At 63.9% G+C, this 19,827-nt stretch carries 18 protein-coding genes; 4 read left to right on the forward strand and 14 right to left on the reverse strand.

The window, feature by feature from the left end; genetic code table 11:
* Positions 1–16: 16 nt before the first annotated feature.
* From cysN to KF823_09650, 3 genes are read right to left on the reverse strand one after another with little or no spacing between them, the layout of a single operon-like run.
* Entirely contained in the window at positions 17–1,894 is a 1,878-nt protein-coding gene (gene cysN, locus KF823_09640; protein MBX3726167.1) for a sulfate adenylyltransferase subunit CysN, read from the reverse strand.
* A complete protein-coding gene (gene cysD / locus KF823_09645) occupies positions 1,894–2,805 on the reverse strand; it encodes a sulfate adenylyltransferase subunit CysD (protein MBX3726168.1) in 912 nt (303 codons plus the stop codon). The genes cysN and cysD overlap by 1 nt, the downstream gene beginning before the upstream one ends.
* Before the next feature lie 49 nt (positions 2,806–2,854).
* Complete coding sequence (locus tag KF823_09650) at positions 2,855–3,193, reverse strand: P-II family nitrogen regulator (GenBank protein MBX3726169.1); 339 nt, start codon at positions 3,191–3,193, stop codon at positions 2,855–2,857.
* A 104-nt stretch (positions 3,194–3,297) separates the two neighbouring features.
* Between KF823_09650 and KF823_09655 the strand changes: the two genes are divergently transcribed.
* Both KF823_09655 and KF823_09660 read left to right on the forward strand, forming a co-directional pair.
* On the forward strand, positions 3,298–3,558 hold the full coding sequence (locus KF823_09655) for an accessory factor UbiK family protein (protein ID MBX3726170.1): 261 nt from the start codon (positions 3,298–3,300) through the stop codon (positions 3,556–3,558).
* A gap of 7 nt (positions 3,559–3,565) precedes the next feature.
* Positions 3,566–4,465, forward strand: a complete 900-nt coding sequence (locus KF823_09660) for an ATP-binding protein (protein MBX3726171.1) — start codon at positions 3,566–3,568, stop codon at positions 4,463–4,465.
* A gap of 137 nt (positions 4,466–4,602) precedes the next feature.
* Here the strand turns inward: KF823_09660 and KF823_09665 are convergent, their stop codons facing one another.
* The 3 genes from KF823_09665 to KF823_09675 form a co-directional block, all read right to left on the reverse strand.
* The gene (locus KF823_09665; GenBank protein ID MBX3726172.1) at positions 4,603–4,959 is read right to left on the reverse strand and encodes an RES domain-containing protein; all 357 of its coding nucleotides are present in this window, start codon (positions 4,957–4,959) and stop codon (positions 4,603–4,605) included.
* Between the two features lie 2 nt (positions 4,960–4,961).
* Positions 4,962–5,342 (reverse strand): DUF2384 domain-containing protein, encoded by a 381-nt coding sequence (locus KF823_09670; protein MBX3726173.1) that lies wholly within the window; start codon positions 5,340–5,342, stop codon positions 4,962–4,964.
* A gap of 77 nt (positions 5,343–5,419) precedes the next feature.
* A complete protein-coding gene (locus tag KF823_09675) occupies positions 5,420–5,614 on the reverse strand; it encodes a hypothetical protein (GenBank protein ID MBX3726174.1) in 195 nt (64 codons plus the stop codon).
* A 208-nt stretch (positions 5,615–5,822) separates the two neighbouring features.
* Between KF823_09675 and KF823_09680 the strand changes: the two genes are divergently transcribed.
* Complete coding sequence (locus KF823_09680) at positions 5,823–7,721, forward strand: hypothetical protein (protein MBX3726175.1); 1,899 nt, start codon at positions 5,823–5,825, stop codon at positions 7,719–7,721.
* 110 nt (positions 7,722–7,831) lie between these two features.
* Here the strand turns inward: KF823_09680 and KF823_09685 are convergent, their stop codons facing one another.
* From KF823_09685 to KF823_09695, 3 genes are read right to left on the reverse strand one after another with little or no spacing between them, the layout of a single operon-like run.
* Entirely contained in the window at positions 7,832–9,082 is a 1,251-nt protein-coding gene (locus KF823_09685; protein MBX3726176.1) for a toll/interleukin-1 receptor domain-containing protein, read from the reverse strand.
* The gene (locus KF823_09690) at positions 9,082–9,822 is read right to left on the reverse strand and encodes a hypothetical protein (GenBank protein ID MBX3726177.1); all 741 of its coding nucleotides are present in this window, start codon (positions 9,820–9,822) and stop codon (positions 9,082–9,084) included. The genes KF823_09685 and KF823_09690 overlap by 1 nt, the downstream gene beginning before the upstream one ends.
* Positions 9,819–12,965 (reverse strand): N-6 DNA methylase, encoded by a 3,147-nt coding sequence (locus KF823_09695; GenBank protein MBX3726178.1) that lies wholly within the window; start codon positions 12,963–12,965, stop codon positions 9,819–9,821. Before KF823_09695 ends, KF823_09690 begins: the two co-directional genes overlap by 4 nt.
* 119 nt (positions 12,966–13,084) lie before the next feature.
* Here KF823_09695 and KF823_09700 point away from each other — a divergent pair, with 119 nt between their 5' ends.
* Positions 13,085–13,978, forward strand: a complete 894-nt coding sequence (locus KF823_09700) for a WYL domain-containing protein (GenBank protein MBX3726179.1) — start codon at positions 13,085–13,087, stop codon at positions 13,976–13,978.
* A 218-nt stretch (positions 13,979–14,196) separates the two neighbouring features.
* Here KF823_09700 and KF823_09705 read toward each other — a convergent pair whose 3' ends face one another.
* The 5 genes from KF823_09705 to KF823_09725 all read right to left on the reverse strand — a co-directional run bounded on the left by KF823_09705 (position 14,197) and on the right by KF823_09725 (position 19,774).
* Positions 14,197–15,432, reverse strand: a complete 1,236-nt coding sequence (locus KF823_09705) for a TCR/Tet family MFS transporter (protein MBX3726180.1) — start codon at positions 15,430–15,432, stop codon at positions 14,197–14,199.
* Between the two features lie 186 nt (positions 15,433–15,618).
* Positions 15,619–16,113 (reverse strand): DinB family protein, encoded by a 495-nt coding sequence (locus KF823_09710; protein ID MBX3726181.1) that lies wholly within the window; start codon positions 16,111–16,113, stop codon positions 15,619–15,621.
* A 126-nt stretch (positions 16,114–16,239) separates the two neighbouring features.
* Entirely contained in the window at positions 16,240–17,238 is a 999-nt protein-coding gene (locus tag KF823_09715; GenBank protein ID MBX3726182.1) for an NAD(P)-dependent alcohol dehydrogenase, read from the reverse strand.
* Positions 17,235–18,104 carry a hypothetical protein gene (locus tag KF823_09720; protein MBX3726183.1) on the reverse strand — a complete coding sequence of 290 codons (870 nt, stop codon included), beginning with the start codon at positions 18,102–18,104 and terminating at the stop codon, positions 17,235–17,237. The genes KF823_09715 and KF823_09720 overlap by 4 nt, the downstream gene beginning before the upstream one ends.
* Positions 18,105–18,331: 227 nt before the next feature.
* On the reverse strand, positions 18,332–19,774 hold the full coding sequence (locus tag KF823_09725; protein ID MBX3726184.1) for a hypothetical protein: 1,443 nt from the start codon (positions 19,772–19,774) through the stop codon (positions 18,332–18,334).
* Positions 19,775–19,827: the final 53 nt, after the last annotated feature.

Here is a 19,827-nt window from a genome sequence, read left to right on the forward strand (position 1 = left end):
GCGATACCGCCGCGGTTCAGCGCATGCCGGCGAGCAGGTGGTCGACCACCCGTGTCGCCAGGTCCTCGGCCGTCTCGGTCTCGGTGTCGAGCACCAGCTCGGCGGCCTCGGGCACCTCGTAGGGTGAATCGATGCCGGTGAAGTTGGGGATCAGCCCGGCGCGCGCCTTGGCGTACAGGCCCTTGGCGTCGCGTGCCTCGGCGGTCGCCAGCGACGCCTTGACGTGGACCTCGATGAACTCGCCGTCCGGGAAGCGCTCGCGCGCCAGGCGGCGCTCGGCGCGGAACGGCGAGATGAAGCTGACCAGCACGATCAGCCCGGCATCGGTCATCAGCCGCGCCACCTCGGCGACCCGGCGGATGTTCTCGACGCGGTCGGCGGCGGTGAACCCGAGGTCGCGGTTGAGCCCGTGCCGGACGTTGTCGCCGTCCAGGATGAAGGTGTGGAAGCCGCGCGCGTGCAGGCGCTTCTCGACCAGGTTGGCGATCGTCGACTTGCCGGCGCCGGACAGGCCGGTGAACCACAGCACGCGCGGCTGCTGCCCCTTGATGCGGGCGCGCGCGGCGCGGTCGACATCCAGGTGCTGCCAGTGGATGTTGCCGGCGCGGCGCAGCGCGAAGTCGACCATGCCGGCGGCGACCGTGCCGTGGTCCTCGCGGTCGATCAGGATGAAGCCGCCCAGCGCCGGGTCGGCGGCATAGGGCTCGAACGGCACCGGCTGGTCCAGGCTCAGGCGGACGTTGGCGATGGCATTGAGCTCCAGATGCCGCGCGGCCAGTTCGGCGCCGGTGTCGATGTCGATGCGGTGGCGGATCTCGGTGACCTGGGCGGTGACCGTGCGGGTGCCCAGGGTCAGCCAGTAGGAGCGACCGGGATACAGGGGCTTGTCGGCCATCCACAGCAGGTGGGCGGCGAACTGGTCGGCGACCTCGGGCGGATCGTTCGCCGCGGCGATCAGGTCGCCGCGGCCGGCGTCGACCGCGTCGTCCAGCACCACGGTGACCGCCTGGCCGGCGCTTGCCACGGGCACCTCGCCCTCCGGCCCCAGGACCCGGGCGATCCGGGTCCGGCGGCCGCCGGGCAGCACCACCACCGAATCGCCCGGCGCGACGGCGCCGGCGCACACGGTGCCGGCCAGGCCCCGGAAGTCCGGGTCGGGGCGGTTCACCCACTGCACCGGCAGGCGCAGCGGCCCATCGCGGCGCAGGCCCCGGGCCGGGGCGGCCTCCAGCGCAGCGAGCAGGGTCGGACCCTGGTACCAGGGCATCCGGTCCGAGCCGGTGCACAGGTTGTCGCCATCCAGCGCGCAGACCGGGATCGCCTGCACGCCGTCGATGCCGAGGCGCGCGGCCAGCGCCCGGTAGGCCTCGGCGATCTCCTCGAAGCGCTCCCTTCCGAAGCCGACCAGATCCATCTTGTTGACCGCCAGCAGCACCTGGCGGATGCCGAGCAGGGCGACGATATGGCTGTGCCGGCGGGTCTGCGCGAGCAGGCCCTTGCGGGCGTCGACCAGGACCACGGCGAGGTCGGCAGTGGACGCCCCGGTCGCCATGTTGCGGGTGTACTGCTCGTGGCCAGGGCAGTCGGCGACGATGAAGCTGCGCTGCGCCGTGGCGAAATAGCGGTAGGCGACGTCGATGGTGATGCCCTGTTCGCGCTCGGCGGCCAGGCCGTCGACCAGCAAGGCGAAATCGATGCGTTCGCCCTGGGTTCCGTGGCGCCGGCTGTCGCGCGCCAGCGCGGCAAGCTGGTCGTCGTGCAGCAGGCGGCTGTCGTGCAGCAGGCGGCCGATCAGCGTCGACTTGCCGTCGTCGACGCTGCCGCAGGTGATGAAACGCAGCCGCGTGCGCGCCTCGTGCCGGCGCAGCCGTTCCGCCAGTGCCCCGGCCGCCATCAGAAGTAGCCCTCCTGCTTCTTCTTCTCCATCGACGAGGCCGGGTCGTGGTCGATCACCCGACCCTGACGTTCGGAGGTGGTGGCGTCCAGCATCTCGGCGATCACCTCCTCCAGGGTGGCGGCGTCGGACTCGATGGCGCCGGTGAGGGGGTAGCAGCCCAGGGTGCGGAAGCGGACCCGGCGCAGCGCCGGCACCTCGCCGGGGCGCAGCGGCAGGCGCGCGTCGTCGACCATCAGCAAGGTGCCATCGCGCTCGACCACCGGGCGCTCGCGGGCGAAGTACAGGGACGGCACCTCGATCGCTTCGCGCAGGATGTACAGCCACACGTCCAGCTCGGTCCAGTTCGACAGCGGGAACACGCGCACGCTTTCGCCGGGGTGCAGGCGGGTGTTGTAGAGCCGCCAGAGTTCCGGGCGCTGGTTCTTGGGATCCCAGCGGTGCTGCGCGGTACGGAAGCTGAAGATGCGCTCCTTGGCGCGCGAGGCCTCCTCATCGCGGCGGGCGCCGCCGATCGCGGCGTCGAAGCCGTGCCGGTCCAGCGCCTGCCTGAGCGCCTGGGTCTTCATCACGTCGGTGTGCACCGCGGCGCCGTGGCTGACCGGCGAGATGCCGCGCGCCACGCCGTCGGGATTGGTGTGCACCAGCAAGGTGGCGCCGGTCTGCGCGGCGCGGCGGTCGCGGAAGGCGATCATCTCGCGGAACTTCCAGCCGGTGTCGACGTGCAGCAGCGGCAGCGGCGGCCGCGCCGGCGCGAACGCCTTGCCGAGCAGGTGCAGCAGCACCGAGCTGTCCTTGCCCACCGAGTACAGCAGCACCGGCTTGCGGAAGCAGGCGGCCACCTCGCGCAGCACGTGGATGGCCTCGGCCTCCAGCTCGTCCAGGTGGCTGGGCGCGCCTTGCGACGCCACGGTCGCGGACCGGCGTGGGACGCTCAAGGGCGGGTCCTGGACGGCACGCTCACAGCGCGTCGCCGTCCAGCTCGCCGGTGCGGATGCGCAGCACCTGTTCCAGCGTCGTCACGAAGATCTTGCCGTCGCCGATCTTGCCCGTGCGCGCGGCGGCGGCGATGGTCTCGACCACCCGCTCGGCGAGCTCGTCGGTGACCGCGATCTCCAGCTTGATCTTGGGCAGGAAATCGATCACGTACTCGGCACCGCGGTACAGCTCGGTGTGGCCCTTCTGCCGGCCGAAGCCCTTGACCTCGCTCACCGTGATGCCCTGCACGCCGATCTCCGAAAGCGCCTCGCGCACGTCGTCGAGCTTGAACGGCTTGATCACCGCGGTCACCATCTTCATCGCGCCTGCCCGCCGATATCGGAAAATTCCGATGCGATTCTAGCCGTCCCGCCGATGCCTGGCGGTGCCGGACCCCCCACACTGCCCGCACGCCGAGGCCCGCCATGATCCGTCCCGAGCACATCGAAGCCCTGAGCCAGCGCATCGGCGAGCTGCTTCCCCCCTCCGTCCGCGAGGGCGGCGAGGCGTTCCGCGCCAACCTGAAGGCCGCCGTGGGCGCCCAGCTCGGCCGCCTGGACCTGGTCACCCGCGAGGAATTCGAGATCCAGCGCGCCCTGCTGCAGCGCAGCCGGGAGCGCCTGGACCAGCTTGCCGCCCGCGTCGACGCCCTCGAGGCCGCGTTGGCGCGCCGCGACGGCGGCTGAGGGCCGGGTGGGCCTGGCCGTCGTCTCCAGCCGCGCCCAGCTCGGGGTGCAGGCGCCGGAGGTGGCGGTCGAGGTGAACCTCGGCGGCGGCCTGCCGAACGTGCAGATCGTCGGCATGGCGGAGACCGCGGTGAAGGAGGCACGCGATCGCGTCCGTGCCGCCCTGCAGAATGCCGGTTTCCGCTTCCCGGACGGCCGCCTGACCGTCAATCTGGCGCCCGCCGACCTGCCCAAGGACGGCTGCCGCTTCGATCTGGCGATCGCACTGGGCATCCTGGCCGCCAGTGGCCAGATCCCGGCCGCCCGCCTCGCGGGCATGGAGTTCCTGGGCGAGCTGGCGCTTTCCGGCGCCCTGCGCCCGGTACACGGCGTCCTGCCGGCGGCGATCCGCTGCGGCCAGGCCGGGCGCGCCCTGGTGGTGCCGGCCGGCAACGCCGCAGAAGCGGCGCTTGCGCCGGGCGCGCGGGCCCTGGCCGCAGACAGCCTGCTAGCGGTGTGCCGGTTCCTGCGCGAGGGCCAGGGCCTGGCCGAGGCGGTCGCGGAAGGGGTTGGCGATACGCAGGCGGCGAACCTGGTGGGCACCGACCTGGCGGAGGTGCGCGGCCAGGCGCGTGCCCGTCGCGCCCTGGAGGTGGCGGCGGCAGGGGGACACAACCTGCTGATGATCGGGCCGCCCGGCAGCGGCAAGACCCTGCTGGCGACCTGCCTGCCCGGCATCCTTCCGCCGCTGTCGACGGAACGGGCGCTGGAGGCGGCGGCGATCGCCTCGATCGCCGGACTTCCGCCGCGTCTCGGCGCCGCATTCCATGAGCCGCCCTTCCGTTCCCCGCACCACACCGCCTCGGCGGTCGCCCTGGTCGGCGGCGGCTGTGAATTCCAGTCAATTACGCGACTTTCCAGCCATTAACGAGACGGGATTGGCGCTTCTCAAGCAACTGCGGTCCCGCGACCACGTTCCTCAGCCCTAGGGCGCGGAATCTGCACCCCTTTTCAGCCGTTCAAGGTGGATCGTGGCGTTTGCGGTTGGGCGCTTCACGGACCTGTTCAGCTGTGTCCCAGCTTGGAGGATCGCTGCCCTCGAAAAAGGCGAGCCACCGCCAATCGCACATCAGGCCCTCCCACAGGGCTGTCCAATGCGCGGGGTCGAAACCACGGCTGAAGTCGACGACGGGTCCCCCGCACTACCTCATACGTCACGAGCGTCAAGGGCGGAATCAGGGGCGAAAACTGCTGGTACTCTGGGATCGCGGTTTCGATCGAGTCGGAAAGGTAGAGGCGGGGCATGCCCTTGCGGTTCAGTCGGCCCCCGACCTTGGCTGCGCCGGCCCCGCTCAACGGCTGGCTGGCCCACTCCGGAGCATGGGCGCGGTAGAAATGCGCCGGGCCGGTGAGGTGGGTCAGGATCACCCTGCAGCACCGCTGCTGGTCGAGTCGATGTAGTCGATGAGCGCCTGCACCTTGCCCTGCTCGACCAGCTGCAGCGGCGTGAAGTGGTTGAACTCGGGGATCGGCTGATTGCGAAACCAGAACAGGGCGGTGTCCAGGTCTCCACTGAGCTCATGGGCGGCCGACAACACGCGAACAACGTCCCCCATGGCCTCTTGCAGCTTTGGCGAGGTAGGGGAGAGGCTGACCGTGTTGCGATGGACCCGCGCCAGGCTGGCCAGCTTCTGGATGGGCAGCTCCAACGCTTCCGCCAGGCGCCCGGGGGAGAGCGCCGTGCGGGACGATTCATCCCTTAGGGTCGAGAGGAAGGCGGCAAACTGGTCGCTGGCGACGTTCATGAGGCTGGCTCCCTGCTGCCTTTGTGCTGGAGTCTCGCACAATACGTGCCCACAGGCATAGCCTCGTGACCTGCTTACTATGCGGCGCCACCCTCCTCGAGGACCAGCGCCGGGTCCACCCCCAATCGTCCCGCGAGGGTGAGCGCCTCGTTCGCGACCGGGCTCAATAAAAGCCGCGCCGGACCGTTGGGGTCAGCAGCGTGGAGCCTGGCGAGCTTGTGCCAGATCACCACCAGTTCGGCGAGGGCTTCGGCATCGGTCTGGGTGTCCACGGACACAGCTTAGCGCCCGCGATCGGCTTGTGTTGACCGCCGCGCAGTGCAGCGCTGATGAGAAGGGGTTCATCTGGTCGCTGGAGGGCTGCACCATGCTCAACGAAGAATAGCCAGCAGCGGGCCCTCCCCGCAGCCCCGAGGCCTCCAACATAATGCGCGACTGAGCTATGTTCTGAGGAACAGAGACCTCACGCCTGCGTTATCCATGCCGATCATCGAGGAGTTTCCCAACGACGACGTCTTTCGGCTCGTCAAATGGTTCGACAAGTTCACGCTCCCGCATCTGACTACCCGATCCCCCTCGGTCACCGTTCGTCTCCAGCGGCTGCCGTTTAGGCGCCATGCCGACCTGAACTGCCTTTCGCGGGAGGACGCCGTCGGGTTGCTACCGCTCGACCGCACTGACACCGGGCAAAGCCAGTACACATCCGTGGCCGTGCACGCAGGCTTGCTTCCACACCTTTCGATCGGCCGCGTCTACCAAGGCCGGCGCCTAGTGGGGGAGCTGCCCGCGCGACAGGTGATGATTTCTCTACCGCAGGCTGAGCTCTCCTGCCGTGAAGTGTCCATCGGCGAGGAGCTGGAAGCACCCCCTGGCTGGAGCTACCCCTACAAGCAGCTCCTGTCCCGAGAGTTCGGCGGCATCCAGAACGAATTCAGTGCATCGCGCTGCCTGGTCTTCAACGACCAGAGCGGAATCGACTACATTATCCCGAGAGCGCTAGTCTTCCAGAGGTTCTATGCCATTCAACGCGAACTAGCCAACGCGTTCACCACCGGCCCCTGGGCACTGACCAAGCGCAAGATCGTCTACGAGGGCCAATTGAATTCCGGTTTGGAGACCAAGGTCGACCCCAGCACCGGGGCCTGGCATATCATCCTGCAGACGCATGTCGAGAACGACTTCGCCCGCCTCGCGGCGCTGTTGTACTTTGACGACTATGCGGCTGCGTGCGCCGAATCGATCTATACCGGGATGCTTACCGACCGTCGTGGCAACCAGTATGCGCCCTGGTTCGCCCAGGCCAAAATCCCGTTCCGAGCCGAGTCCAAGCCGCTCAGGCTGCTGATCAAGGGCTTCATGTTGGCGCCTCGGCTTGGCCGCCTAGGCGCAGGCGGGAAGCCGGTGGTGCACAAGCAAACGTTTCTGGCTACTTCGATCCTGGGCTGCAGCTGGCCCAGCTACGCACCACAAATCAAGGCGGGCAGGCTCAATAGCGGCGATAAAGGCAGGGAGCAGCTACCGGCAGCCGGCGACCGACCATATGCCGGCCATCTACGCGCTCGTCCTGCAGGAAGTGAATTGATCACGACCAGCGCCGTCGATGCGTCCGCAAGGCAGGGAGATGCTATCACCCTCGAAGACACCTTTTCCTGGTTGGATGGCGAGGAGCCAGAGAAGCTCACCAAGGATCGGAGCCAGCTTTACGGCGAGAGCGATGCCGTTCGCGCGCACCCACCGCCACTCGATACCGCTTCGGGAGGCGAACGCACTCATCAGAGCGGCAATGCCGCGCCGGCGCACCACAAGGTCCTTGTCCGGGATCCAATCAACCGTTTTCGTTATCTCCTGGATGCCTTCGAAGCACTGCAGAATGCGCGGGAACTGCGGAGCTACTCGGTGTATCAGCCCGCGATCCCATCTCAGATGGCACAGTGCGGCGGACTGGTCTGTTGGAACTTGCTTGATGCAGCCGCGCGCCACACAGGCCGCTGGCCGAACGCAGGATGGCGCATGATCGAGCGTGCCCGAGGCAGGGGATCCGAGCGAACGCCAGGAAAGCCTCGTTGCGTGCTAGTGGTGCGTGTCGAACGCGCCGGTCGCGTCGGCTACTGGTTCGAGATCGAGACACGGCCGACTGAAGGCGGTGTACTTTCACCATATTTCTATGGCCTTGGACCGCATGATCAGGAAGTGATCCAGCACCTGATCGAATCAATCTCACGCGTTGAAGGGCGAAACCTCCGGCAGGCCGCCAAAACGGCCCTGGAAGCTGTCGGTCGCGGCAAGGCACAGTGCTATCGTCACCACTATCGAGACAAGCAAAGTTCGGAGCTTGATGTGAGTTCGCTCCGACGCTTCTTTCAACGATGCGACTCATGAAGGCCGGAACTCAGCTGCCCCCGGCTTCTGGCTTCGGCCGCTGCCTGGCGTGAGTTGGCAGCTGCGGTTCGCCGGTGGGGACCGTCGATCGAAGTCCGATGGTCGCTCACTTACCCGGCGCTACGTGATTTGATGAATCGCCGCGTTGCGTCGGTGGCGGTCACGCGGTGGCACAGGTAGTCGGGGTCCCCGATCCCGACCAGGACCCCCACCAGATCGCGAGCAATCAAATAGGCCAGTGCAGGGTTGAGTCGTCGCGGTGAATAGTCGTAGCGCCCTGCGATCTCAGCGGGCGTTATAGGGAAGTCAGGGTCGTTGTGAAGGTCGGCGGCGAGCCGGAGCGCGTCCTCCGCAGGATTCCAAGGCTTCCACAGGGTGTCGAAGTCAGCGTATAGCTCAGGTTCGGCCACCACGAATCCGCCGTCAGAGTACTCGTGCACTTTCACCACGCCTCGGAGCTCGTAGATGGCGTCGGCCAGGTCTTCCTTCGAAAGTCCCGTCAGCGCTTGAAGCTGGCTTTTGGTGAACTGAGGGTCGAGCTGCGTTGCGGTCTTCGTGTGCTCAACGAAGGCGCGTGCAAGAGCGACCGCTGCCGGTGATGCGCCGGACTTCCTCGCCAGCGACGCGGTCGGTGGGGGTGGGCCGATCGGAGGCTTTCGAGTGACACCGTGGATGTCGTGGATGAGCTGGTGCAGGTCGGTTTCGAGATCGCGGATCTCCGGCGAGTACCTGCCACGAAGCAAGGGAGGCAGTGCGCTCGCGGCGAGACCGTAACGCACCGGCAGAAAGCCGATGCGCTCGCTCAACATCCGAACCAACCCGGCGTCCATTTCTTGATTGACCCAGGGCTTCGAGAGGGAGGTCGGGGTCAGAAGCACCAGAAAGTGGGTGCAGTCCTCCAGACCCGTATCGATCTTCTGTCGCAGGCTGTCTCCTGCGTGAATCTCCCAGCGATCCCACCACGTGTCGATCCCGTTGCGGATGAGTGCATGCGCAAGCTGGCTAGCAAGGTCGCGATCCTCGCTCGCGTAGCTCAGGAAGACCTTGGGTGTCCGGGGCTGATCCAGGTCCGGCGAGGTGACCGTAGGGCCTCCTTCGACAGGCTGCCCATCGTCGTCGTTGACACCAAGCGCCTCGCGCACGCGAGCGATCAAGGCATCAGAGCCTTCGATGTGCAACTGCACGTCTTCGAGCGAGGTTGCCCGAATGACGACGGTCGGGAACTCGCCCGTCTGGGGGTCGCGGATTCCGCCGATCTTCTCTCGAATCTGCTCTTTCACCGCCTCCAGTGCCGAGGCCATAAGCGCATCTTCAAAGGCGTCTGGGTCGAACGGCTTGCCATTGAACTCAATTCGCAACATCACAGCTCCAGCGCGTCATGCAGGGCGTTACGGCGGGCGCGCTTGCCTTCAGCGCGGGGTGGATTCGGGAACTCTAGAAAAAGGTGAGAGACCACAATCGTCCCGTGCGCCGGCGCCTTGTCGGGATCACGGAGGTGTTCGGTGTCAAAGGCCGCATGAGCAGGAAAGAGCGCTGAGGGATCGCGAACCTGCCGGCCTCTCTCGCACGCCATGTCGAGCTGGTGGTGCGCTTTTGGCCCGGCCAACCAGCGGCGGAGTGGCGGTAAGGCGTCGTCGCGATGCACGGTGAGCATTGCGGCCATGAGCGCTACCGGCTGGCCCTGGCTGTAGTCCCCGTCCAGAAATCTCCTGAGTCCCTCCTTCACATAGGTGCGCCGCTTTCCGGATGAGTGATCGAGGAACTTGAACTCGAATATCAGCTCCAGTGCCGGCAGCCTCGCGTTCGAAAAGTAACGAATATCGGTGCGCTTGCGATGGGTAACCGTCATGCCCGTGGCCGTCGCTCGTCGCAGCCGACCCTGGCGATGCTCGTAGCTCCAGTCGCCAGTGAGATGCCATTGCGCCTTGGCGCCGCGCAGGTACTCCCCGAGGATCTCGGTCAGATGGTTCTCGCGTTTACCCGGATTCACTGTATCGGGAGAGGTCAGCACCAAGGTGGTCCATGCTTCGCACACTGCACGTACTGCGCAAGGCGCATCGCCATCCAGAAACGCAGCCTGCCACGCTGTCCGCCCGCTCATGCCGCGTCCACATGCGAGGGGCGGGGAGACGTCTCGGTGGTTGCGAGAACCACGCGGGTGGCGTCGCGTCGTGCCTGGCGCCGCAGCCAAAGGCGCGGCAGCTGTGGTTTGATCAGGTAGACCGTGTCACCTTCCTGCAACACGACATCCGGAGCAAAATAGATGGATTCGCGCACGGGCCATGTGAGGAGTCCGGCCCGATGAAGCTCCTCGACGACACCGTTCACGGCCTGGTCGGAGCGCGTCGCGCTGGCCGCCCGCGAATGCCTTACACCAGCCCGAATGCGCACGATGCCGAACGGGCCCGCGCGATCGATGCGCGTTAGCTGCACGTCGACCTGGAATTCGCCGGTCCCGCCGCGTGCGTCACGCCAGGATTCCAGTGAGGTCTGCAGGGCAAGTGCGTAGGCCTGTGCCTGCGCCTCGCCGAGCCTATCCCGCGCCAATCTGAATACGCTGGACAGTCCATAGGGGCGGATTCTCGGAAGCAGGTGCTCGACCGTTTCGCGGACGATGGCCTGATCCGAGGCCTCCAGGCCGAAGTAGGCCTCGATCAACTGTTCCGCTTCCGCGCGGTGCGCCCGCCAGTACGCATCTCGCGTGAGCTGGGGCTGGTGCTCGATCGCCCGCGTCAGGTCGGCTGTGGCACGGACAATGCGGTGCGCTGCCGCCGGGTCAGGGTGCCGTTCGGGCGTGAAGAAGGGGAACTCGGCCACGTCGGATAGCGACACGCGATCGCGATCTCCGAGCAGCTGGTAAAGCTGGGTGACCATGAAGTAGCGCACCAGATCGGAGCGCAGGTAGACCGTCGCGAAACGCAGCAGGTCTTCGTCCTCTGGCGGTCCAGCAATGACGCCGACGCTGCTCTTGAAGGAGGCGGGTCCGTTCACGAACGCTGCGCGAACGGATCGCTCCGGCGAGGGGCCATCCGGAAACAAAATGCGCGGCCCGTCAAAGCCCAGCAGTAGTTTGTCGCTGAGCCGCGATACGGTCGGAATCTCTTGCCTCGGGAAGGGCGAGGCCTCGCTGGCGGTATCGAGCACGAGCGCGTCTTTGAGCAGGCTCGGCTCAATGAAGGGGTGGTTCCACAGAGGCCTGCTGCTGACAGTCTGGGGAACCGATGCATCCTGGTGGTGGAAGCCCTTCTGCTTGTACCACCGACGATTCCGTCCCTTCCACAGGTCGCCGAACGTGCCGCGCAGGCGCAGCCGGGTCCAAAGGGCAAGATCGTGCTCATCGCCCCACATGCGGGTGACCAGTTCGCGATTGGAGACCGAGATGGCCCGGGTATACACCGTGTGACGGTCGACACCGTGCAGGGTCAGGCGCCCCATGGCCAGGCTGGCATCGGCCTTGGGCGCCCAATACTCGAAGGATTCGCCTGGCGCGATTACCGACCGCTCCGGGTGGGGTAGCTCTGCGCGACGTTCGGCCAGCAGGACCGCGCAGGACAGCCGACCATCGTCGAAGAGCAGTTCCTTGAGGTCGCCGAAGTTCACCAGCTGCCGCCACCGCACGCGCTCGAGCCATGCGGCGAGGAAAGGCTGGCTGGTGGGCTTTAGCAACAGGCTCATGGGGAGAATCAGGCACAGCCTCGCGCCGGGCGCAGCGATGTCGCTTGCTCGCCAGGCGAAGTCGGCGGCGATCTGATTCAACGTGCGCGGGATACCGGAGGTGCCGACCCAACGCGCCAGCGATGCAGCGGCGGCCCGCTCGTCATCCGAGGCGCCTTCATCAAGCCCGGTTTCCATCCAGGGTGGATTGGAAAGCAGCAAAGTGTAATCGGTGCGCTGCGTGTTCGGATTGGCGTCAGAGAAAAAGTCCCCGTGCTCGACGCCTCCGAACAGGTTTGAGCCGCGCAGGCGTGGTAGCTTGACCTGCGCGTCCTCGCACAGGGCGACGACATCCGCCGGCTCGAGCCGTTCGAGCAACGACAGGTACAAGCTGAAGGCGGTGACGCGGCAAGCCGCCTCACTCAGGTCGCTACCGAAGATGTGACCGCGCAGCAGGTCGATGCGCTCGCGCAGGGGCAGCGGCCCCGCTCCCCGGCGCGCTTCCGCTTCGCCAAGCAGTCGGCGAAACGCGGTGGTCAAGAGGATGCCTGATCCGCAGGCGCCGTCATAGATCCGCTCGGAGAGCAGGTCGGGCGACGTCGACAGGGCCTGATCGACGACCAGGTTGGCGAGATGTCGCGGCGTGTAGTAAGCCGCCAGCGATTTCTTCTGGTCGCGGCCCAGGAACGACTCGTAGACGCCGGACAGCAGCTCGACGGGAATGTAGCGGAAGTTGTACGGGAACAGACTGGGTTGCCGACGCTCGATGTCGGTGGCGGCCAACAGGTCGGCGAGAACATCGAACCCCGCCGGGGGAAGGCGCTGCCAGAGCGCCCCGACACCGGCGTCGCTGTCGAGGAAGTCGCCATTGAAGTCGCGCTTAAGCTGGGCCAGCAGCCGCACCAAACCCGTTCGGTCGCGCCTCGCGACCAGGGCGTGAAGCGAGTCCACCCTTCTGTGGCTGCGATAGAGATCACTGACGATGCCGCGGTGCTCTAGGTAGGAAACAAACAGCAGCTGGCCCACCAAGTACTGCGCATCCTGCCTCGTAACCTTGCCACTCGCTCCGGCGTCGACGGCAGCGAGCCTGGTCACGGTCTCGCGCAGATTGGCCACTAGGCGACGGTCCACGCGGTCTTCGAGACGGAACCAACTCTCATGGCGCGCGCGAACATCGCCAGACTGCACGTCGGCGCGCGAGAACGGCCCATCGACCCGGGCTGCATCAAAAGTCAGCGGATCGCCGACCGCGGCGCGTGGACTGATCGGCACAGGGGTCGCGGCCGCAGGCGTAACGACCAGGAGGACCGACACCAGCCCCTGATTCCAGATGCGTTGCCGCAACGCCGTCAGGCGTGCGTCGTCCTTCAATAGGGCGCCATCATCGACGAAGAAGCTGATCGTCGGCGTTCCTTCGACATCGAAGACCGCTTCCGCCCGGATGTCACCCGCAGGATTCAGCAGGTCATGCAGTTCCGGTGCATAGGCATGGCGGCTGGACAAGCGGGGACTGGCGCGATGCAACGACGGCGAGGCCGGGTCGTAGCCCAGGGCCGTCAGCCAACGTTCGAGGCCTTCCTCGTGCATCACGGGTCACGGTCTCGTGCGGATGATGGGGTCAATGGTAGTTCTATAGAGCGCTTGGCTTGCTATCCTACGCATTACCAGTAGACTACGCAAGACATGTCCAGCACGCATACTGCGTATAAATGGCATCGCCAGCCGCCTCCAGCCTTCCCTATGCCCAGCGCGAACGCCTGCGCTTCGTCGAAGCGACATTGATGTGGGAGGGGCAACTGCAACGGGCGCGAGTCAGCGAGGTGTTCGGCGTGGCGGCGAACCATGTGACGAAGGATCTGCGGGAGTACGAAACGGCGTATCCGAACAGCCTGGTCTTTGAACCCCGACGTCGGGCGTACGTGCCGGGGCCGCGCTTTAAGCCTCGGATCGCCTCGTCAGACCCGGGCGAGTACCTCGCCCTGCAACTGGCCTATGTTCACACTGGTGCTTCCGTCGTCACGCCGTGGATTGGCGGCGGCGCAGGTATCCCGTCGGTCGGTGTGCCGGTTCCCGCACACGGCATTCACAGCCCGGTGCTGCGCGCTGTGCTTTGTGCCCTGCACCAGCACGAAGGGGTGGATGTGGTGTACCACTCGAGCACGGGCGCAGGTGCATCGCGTCGGCGCGTGTGGCCGCATGCGCTGGTTCACACAGGCGTGCGCTGGCATGTTCGGGGCTACGACGCGCAGACTGAGACGTTCCGACAGTTTTCTCTGGGCCGCATGGACTCGGCTCAACTCGTCCGTGCGGTATGCCCTGTGGAGGTTGGCGAGGACGCGGACTGGATCACTGAAGTGACCCTCGAAGTGGTCCCGCATTCAGGCTTGAACAACCATCAGCGGGCTGTCGTGGTCCGGGACTTCGGGATGTCCGAAACGGAGCACGGCCCGGCATGGAGGGTCGTACTCCGACGCTGTCTGGTCGGCTACTTTGTGCAACGCTACGGACTGGACGCGGCCAAGCCCCAGCTGCCGCGTCACAGGATCGTGCTCAGGGATCCGCAGGCGGTTCGGTCCCTGCTGTTGCCAGATCAAGTCGCCTGAGCGGCGGTGCCGACCAGGTCTCATGCGGAAAGCCGAATTTTTTGGAACCGAGTGAGGCGTTCCGCGTTCGCCTGGAATAAATGGGGCAGTTGATTGCAGCATCTTTGGATGGAGACAGCGCCGAGCCGATGGTCGCGTAAGCTTCCGCTTCAAGCACACCTGCTCCTCCACACACGTGATGGAGCGCTTGACACATCAGTTCGCCACGCGGTCTGTCGTTAACGTCTGACCACCCGATACGCGAGTAGCAAACCCACGCCTGCAGCAGCCGCAGCGATGAAGAACGTCGCGCCGGCCCAGACATCGTGACGCTCGGATGCGGTCACGATAGCAAGCACGATGGGGAAGACTATCGCGCCAACGATTCCAGCAAGGCTTGAAATGCTCGTTACCGTGCCTTGCAGCCGACCTTGCTCGCGCGCATCGACCGCACCGGAAAGCAGTGATTGCAAAGCTGGCCGCGCCGCGCCCCATAGCGCCGTTATGGGCATAACGGCCCAGAACCAGTAGCCGGTAGGAGCGAGCGCAAACAGCGTGAGGCCTAAAGTTCCGCAGCCAAGCGAGAATATCAGCGCCCGGTTCTCGCCCATGGCACCCACGATTGGTTTGACCAGAAATCCTTGCACGATGGACTGCAGAACACCGCTAAGTGTCAACGTGACGCCGACCATTAGAGGTCCCCAGCCAAAACGGTAGCCTGCGTAAAGTACGAACGTCGCGGGGGCAGCCATGTGCGCCAGAGCGTCAAGGGCTGCCACACCGATCATCCCTAGCACTCGGGGATAGCGGCGCAGAAGGCGCAGGGAACCAAGCAGATTGGCATGCGCAAAAACAAATGTACGGCTGCGATTTTCTGGCGGGAGCGATTCTGGCAGAACAAGCAACCCATAACAAAAGTTCGCTGCGCATAACGCGGCAGCCACCCAGAACGGCAGACGCATGTCCACCGAGCCGAGTGCTCCACCAACCACCGGAGCTATCGACAGGCCAAGGCCAAATGCGATTCCGACGATGCCGTAAGCCTGCGCTCTGCGCGCTTGAGGCGTTACGTCCGCGATATACGCATTTGCAGCAGACAGACTCGCCGACGTCATTCCAGCTACCATTCTCGCGACCAGCAGAATCGGCAATGTACTGGCAATTGCCATGACCACGTAGTCGAGGCCAAGCCCAATTGTTGAAATCAGGATAACAGGGCGCCGACCGAACCGATCCGACAATGCGCCTTGTATCGGCATAAAGATGAACTGCATTCCGAGGAATGCCACCTGGAACCAGCCGTACCAGATCGCCGCCCTTGGCACGTCGCCTCCCAGGAATTCCTCGATAAGGTGCGGGAGTACAGGAATAATAAGGCCGAACGAGAGAACATCGATCAACAGCGTGACGAAGATGAATACAGTCGCCGCGCGCCTGCGCTGCGTACTTGTTGGCGGCGACGCGCCTTGGTTCATTGGCAATTGGAGTCAGAAGTTTAGAGTCGCGGGTGGGAATAAAGCTGTTGCACTCGTCGGGCGCATTGGGATCACCGGGCTACCGACCTACTAGCAGTCGCAGCAATCTTCGCAGTGCTGCAGTCCGTGCGCTAGTAGCCTGGGGCAACATTAGACAGCACTCGAACCCGGTGAAAAGGCATGGCATCACACTTGCACGGTCCCCTGGTCAAAGTAGGTCCAGCTGTCCAGCGCTGGCGGCTGGATACCCAGCTGAATGAGTATGGTGATTACTTCAGCACGGTGCTCGGTTGCGTGATTGATAACCTGGGTAAGAATGACCATCTTAGGCACCTCCCGAATGGGTCCACCCCAATCGATCTGCACCGAATCGACGATGTCGATCGAAGGAGCCAAGGCTAGAAGACCCCTTCCGGTCGTAATTGCGCTTTCCTTCATCTCCTCAATCGTCATTGGCGGTGGCTCTTCGGGACGATGAGGCCGCTGGCCGGTGCTGATGAGCGAGAAGTACGATTCTTCCGACCGCACCACATGCTCGAGGGAATCTCGTATAGATGCGAAGACGCCGGGAGGCTTGGTATTCAGCTGCTCTGGATTCAGCGCCGCGCATGCATCGATTAAACGCAGGTTTGCCCAAAGGTTGTGACCGAAAAGATGCGCGATCGTGCTTGTAGGCTTCATGGCATTACCCTTTGATTTCCTCGTTGCATTTTTTAAGTGCGAAAGAAGGACGCCCATCACGCGGCAGCACATACTTTGTCAACCCGGACCTCGACACGTGGGCGACACAGCTCATTCCGATCACCTCTACTCCTGAATCACGATGACTATTTTTCCTACGTGTCGATTCTCATGCATGCTCTGGTAGGCCAATTCCGCATCTTGAAACGAGTAGACGGAATCGATTATTGGAGTGAGCTTGTGGTGTGATATTAGGGCATTAACCCTCTCAAAATGATCTGTATTCCCGCATGCGACGCCGCGAAGTGTCGCCGACTTCCAGATAAGGGGGTGAGGCTCCAAACCCATGATGTCTCTTCTCTTGGAACCCGAGACCAGAGCAATCTCTCCACCTGCCGCCACGGCCTGGTAGGACTGTTCGAGCGTCTCGGCACCAAATAGTTCTACGACCTTTTCAACGCCCGCGCCGCCGGTCAACTCGAGCACGGCGGAGGCCCATTGCGGATGCCGGACGCGATTGATGACTTCGTCTGCTCCTATCTCTCTTGATTTTTCAAGCTTCCTGTCATCGCTGGACACAACAATCACGCGGGCGCCGCATGTCTTCGCTATCTGTAAAGCGAAGATCGCGACCCCACCGACTCCCAACGTGAGCACGCACTCGCCAGCGCGAATGGGTCTTCCTCCGCATATAGCGTTCCAGGCAGTCACGGCGGCTACCGGTAAGGTCGCCGCCTCCTCGAAGCTCAGGTTCTCGGGAATCGGCAGCAAGCCGGTTTCACTGAACACTGCGTACTGCGTAAGAGTCCCATCCAGCGGCACGCCGAGTGAGCCTGCGGCCTGCTTGAAAGCTGCGACGACCCGGTCCCCCGGCGCAAATCGTCGTACCGAATCTCCGATCGCTTCAACCTCACCCGCACCGTCCGACAACGGAATCGTGTTCCGCATGACAGGGACGGGGAAGTACCGATTGCCGGCAATTGCGAGGTCGCGTGAATTCAGAGATGCCGCGCGCAGACGAACGAGCACCTGCCCAGGTCCAGGGATGGGCTTCGGGCGTTCGGTCCGGCGCAAGCCCTTAAATCCGGCGTTGCTTGCCACCAGCTCATAGGCCTCGATGTTCACTTGCAGTGGACCGGACATAGATCGTCAAGACCAACCGCTTGCCGGGCAGTGGTGTCTGCGGCCCTCACCTGCTCAGGAGCTGGTCCCAGGTTGAAGGATGCGATGTCGACAGGCAGGACGTCCGCATACGAGAACGCGTCTATCGCCTCCGGCGCATCGGATCTTTCGGATATCCAAACCTCGTAAATGCTGTGCTGAAGTATCGGGACCAAGTAGGCGATTGCAACAAGCCTGACAGCTACCGTGTCGTCGATGCCCAGGACCCGTGCAAACTGATGCGTGTGCATGCCTACACCCGAGGCACCGGTAATCATCGGAACACCGGCCTCGTACGCCCGGCGTACTATGGTGCTCTGCGGGTTTGGCCTATAGAAGCGTCTTGTGTCCAACCATGGAAGGAAGTTGGGCCCGAGCGGGCTTGAAAGATTTCGCTCGAAACGACTAAAAGTTCCCCCGATGGCCTCATGGTCGGTGCGTGATCTCAGGCTCCAAAAGCGACGCGCTTGATGCAACGAGGAGTACGCTGCCCTGCTCTGGTATTGCAGCTGGCGTATGGGGTGCCAATCCATGCGCATGAAACCGAAACGTGGATCCACTGACTCTGCGCCAACTTGGCGGTCGGTTTGGCGCGACGTGTAATCTATCGCCTCGGCCAGCCAAGCCTGCAGGTGGCCCAGATGAAAGCCAGCGCGATCGGCAACGTCGAGGACGTCGGGGAGTCGCTGCGCTCCGACGAGATCCTCGGCGATCAGGTGACTGAACACGCGCCAGACCGTGCACTGCTCCTCGCGGATAGAGCCATCCCCGCGAAAAACTCCCAGCAGGTCCGCGTTGCTATTCACCCGTCCGGCGAAGGGCAGATCCACTGGACGGTTGATGCGAGAGAGCACCTCATGCAGCGACCGAGCGCTTGATCCGGAACGCGCCATCACGTAGCGGTAGCAGGCTTCCCGCATCTTCGCGCTGCACTCCACGACCACGGGATGGACGTAAAGGCAATTTGCTAGCATAGCCTCGTACGCGATCCCTCTCTCCATGGGATTTCGGCCTCGGGCCATGATCAGCAGTCAGTTGTCACGTTGAAAGTGCATACTCACGCCGCCACCTGAACGGACTGTATGAAGGCAGCTTTTGTTTCATCAGCAATGGCCGCGCGGTGTACGCGAGTCACCATCTCCTCTTCATCGACGGCGAAATGTCCACGCCTGACCTGCTTGAAGAGATCGACAAGATGCTTCAGATGCAGATCTGGCCTATCGAGTGTTTCGCTAAGGATGTCTGACGAGGCCGACCGATACATGTCCTGCAACCGCGCCACGGGGGCGCCCACGAGTTCGATCGATATTGAATCGAGGCTCTTCAGATCATCGGACGTAAGCCTCCCCTCCACGAGGTACTCCTGCACAAGACGCACCGTCACGTACAAGCGATCCTTGCCTTGCACCAGCATGTTCTTATTGAAGGAGATGGCCGATCCGATGACCTTCGCTCGGGTCACGGCACGGGGATTCACTTCGCTCAATATTTCCTCTACGAAACGCGCACCACGCTGCAACGCAGCCACCTGGATGATGTCCGATGAATAAGCCTTACGTGCCGCTATATAGTCATGCGTGCGTAACGTCACCTGCCGATCCGGAGGCGTCGTATTCCAGAGCTCGACTTCGCCGGTTTCCTGCACGATTAGACACAGTGCGGGGTTTCCGTCCTCATCGATGTACTGGGCCGGCGTTGGAATGCGTAGCGCCTCATAGGCGGCGACGGCCCGTTGGTTTGCTGCGGTGTCGTTGAGGTCCGGCAGGGTGTCGGCGTACATCCGCAGCGAATAGTCGGCCAGTATTTCACTTCTGTCCTTCAGCACGATCCTCGTGGGCCTCTCCTCGCCGAAGACCACCTCGCTTTGAACGTCGGCAACCTCGTCGGCCAGCTGATCCAGCAGCTTATCGATCGACTTGTCGCCCATGATCGAATGGAGCTTTAGACGCATCGACTGATCTCTGTAGCGTGGGTATCCCGCCCGAAACGCTTGTATGACGCTCTGCACCGCCGTATCCCGAATGCGCTCGGTATGGAATTCATCGACCGACAAGCGGAAGATTAGTTCGCCTTCACTGGGTGAAGAAGCGAAGGCCGCACATAATTGGTCCAGAAGCTGTGTTGCCTTGGCGTCGGTCTTTGCCATGACCGCACTGGTGGTGATCGCCGCTCGGTAGGCCCGAGTGTGCGCGAGAAGCTCACAGACGCTCTCGAGCTCAAGCAGTGGCTCACCGCCGCCGGACAGTTGTAGCAAGCCGACATTCGCATCGTTTAGGAAGCGTGTAAGAAGCTGGACGTCGGTCACAGCAAGAATACTTCCAGCCTCCGGCGAGCGGCCAGGCTTTGGGGACGCGAAGTAACAATGCGCGCAGCCAACAGGACAGTACCTTGTCGGAATAACCACCACATAGGGCCGCCCACTCCACTGATTGATGGAGAACTGGAAGGCACCTGTGATGTTGTCTCGTGCTAGTTGCGGCGTATCGAAGGGGTTCGCCATGATCGTTCCTCGGTTCCTGGTCGCATCCCGCCCTGATCAGAGAGGCGCACCTC

Source organism: Lysobacterales bacterium, assembly GCA_019634735.1.
In the GTDB taxonomy this organism is placed as follows: Bacteria; Pseudomonadota; Gammaproteobacteria; order Xanthomonadales; family UBA2363; genus Pseudofulvimonas.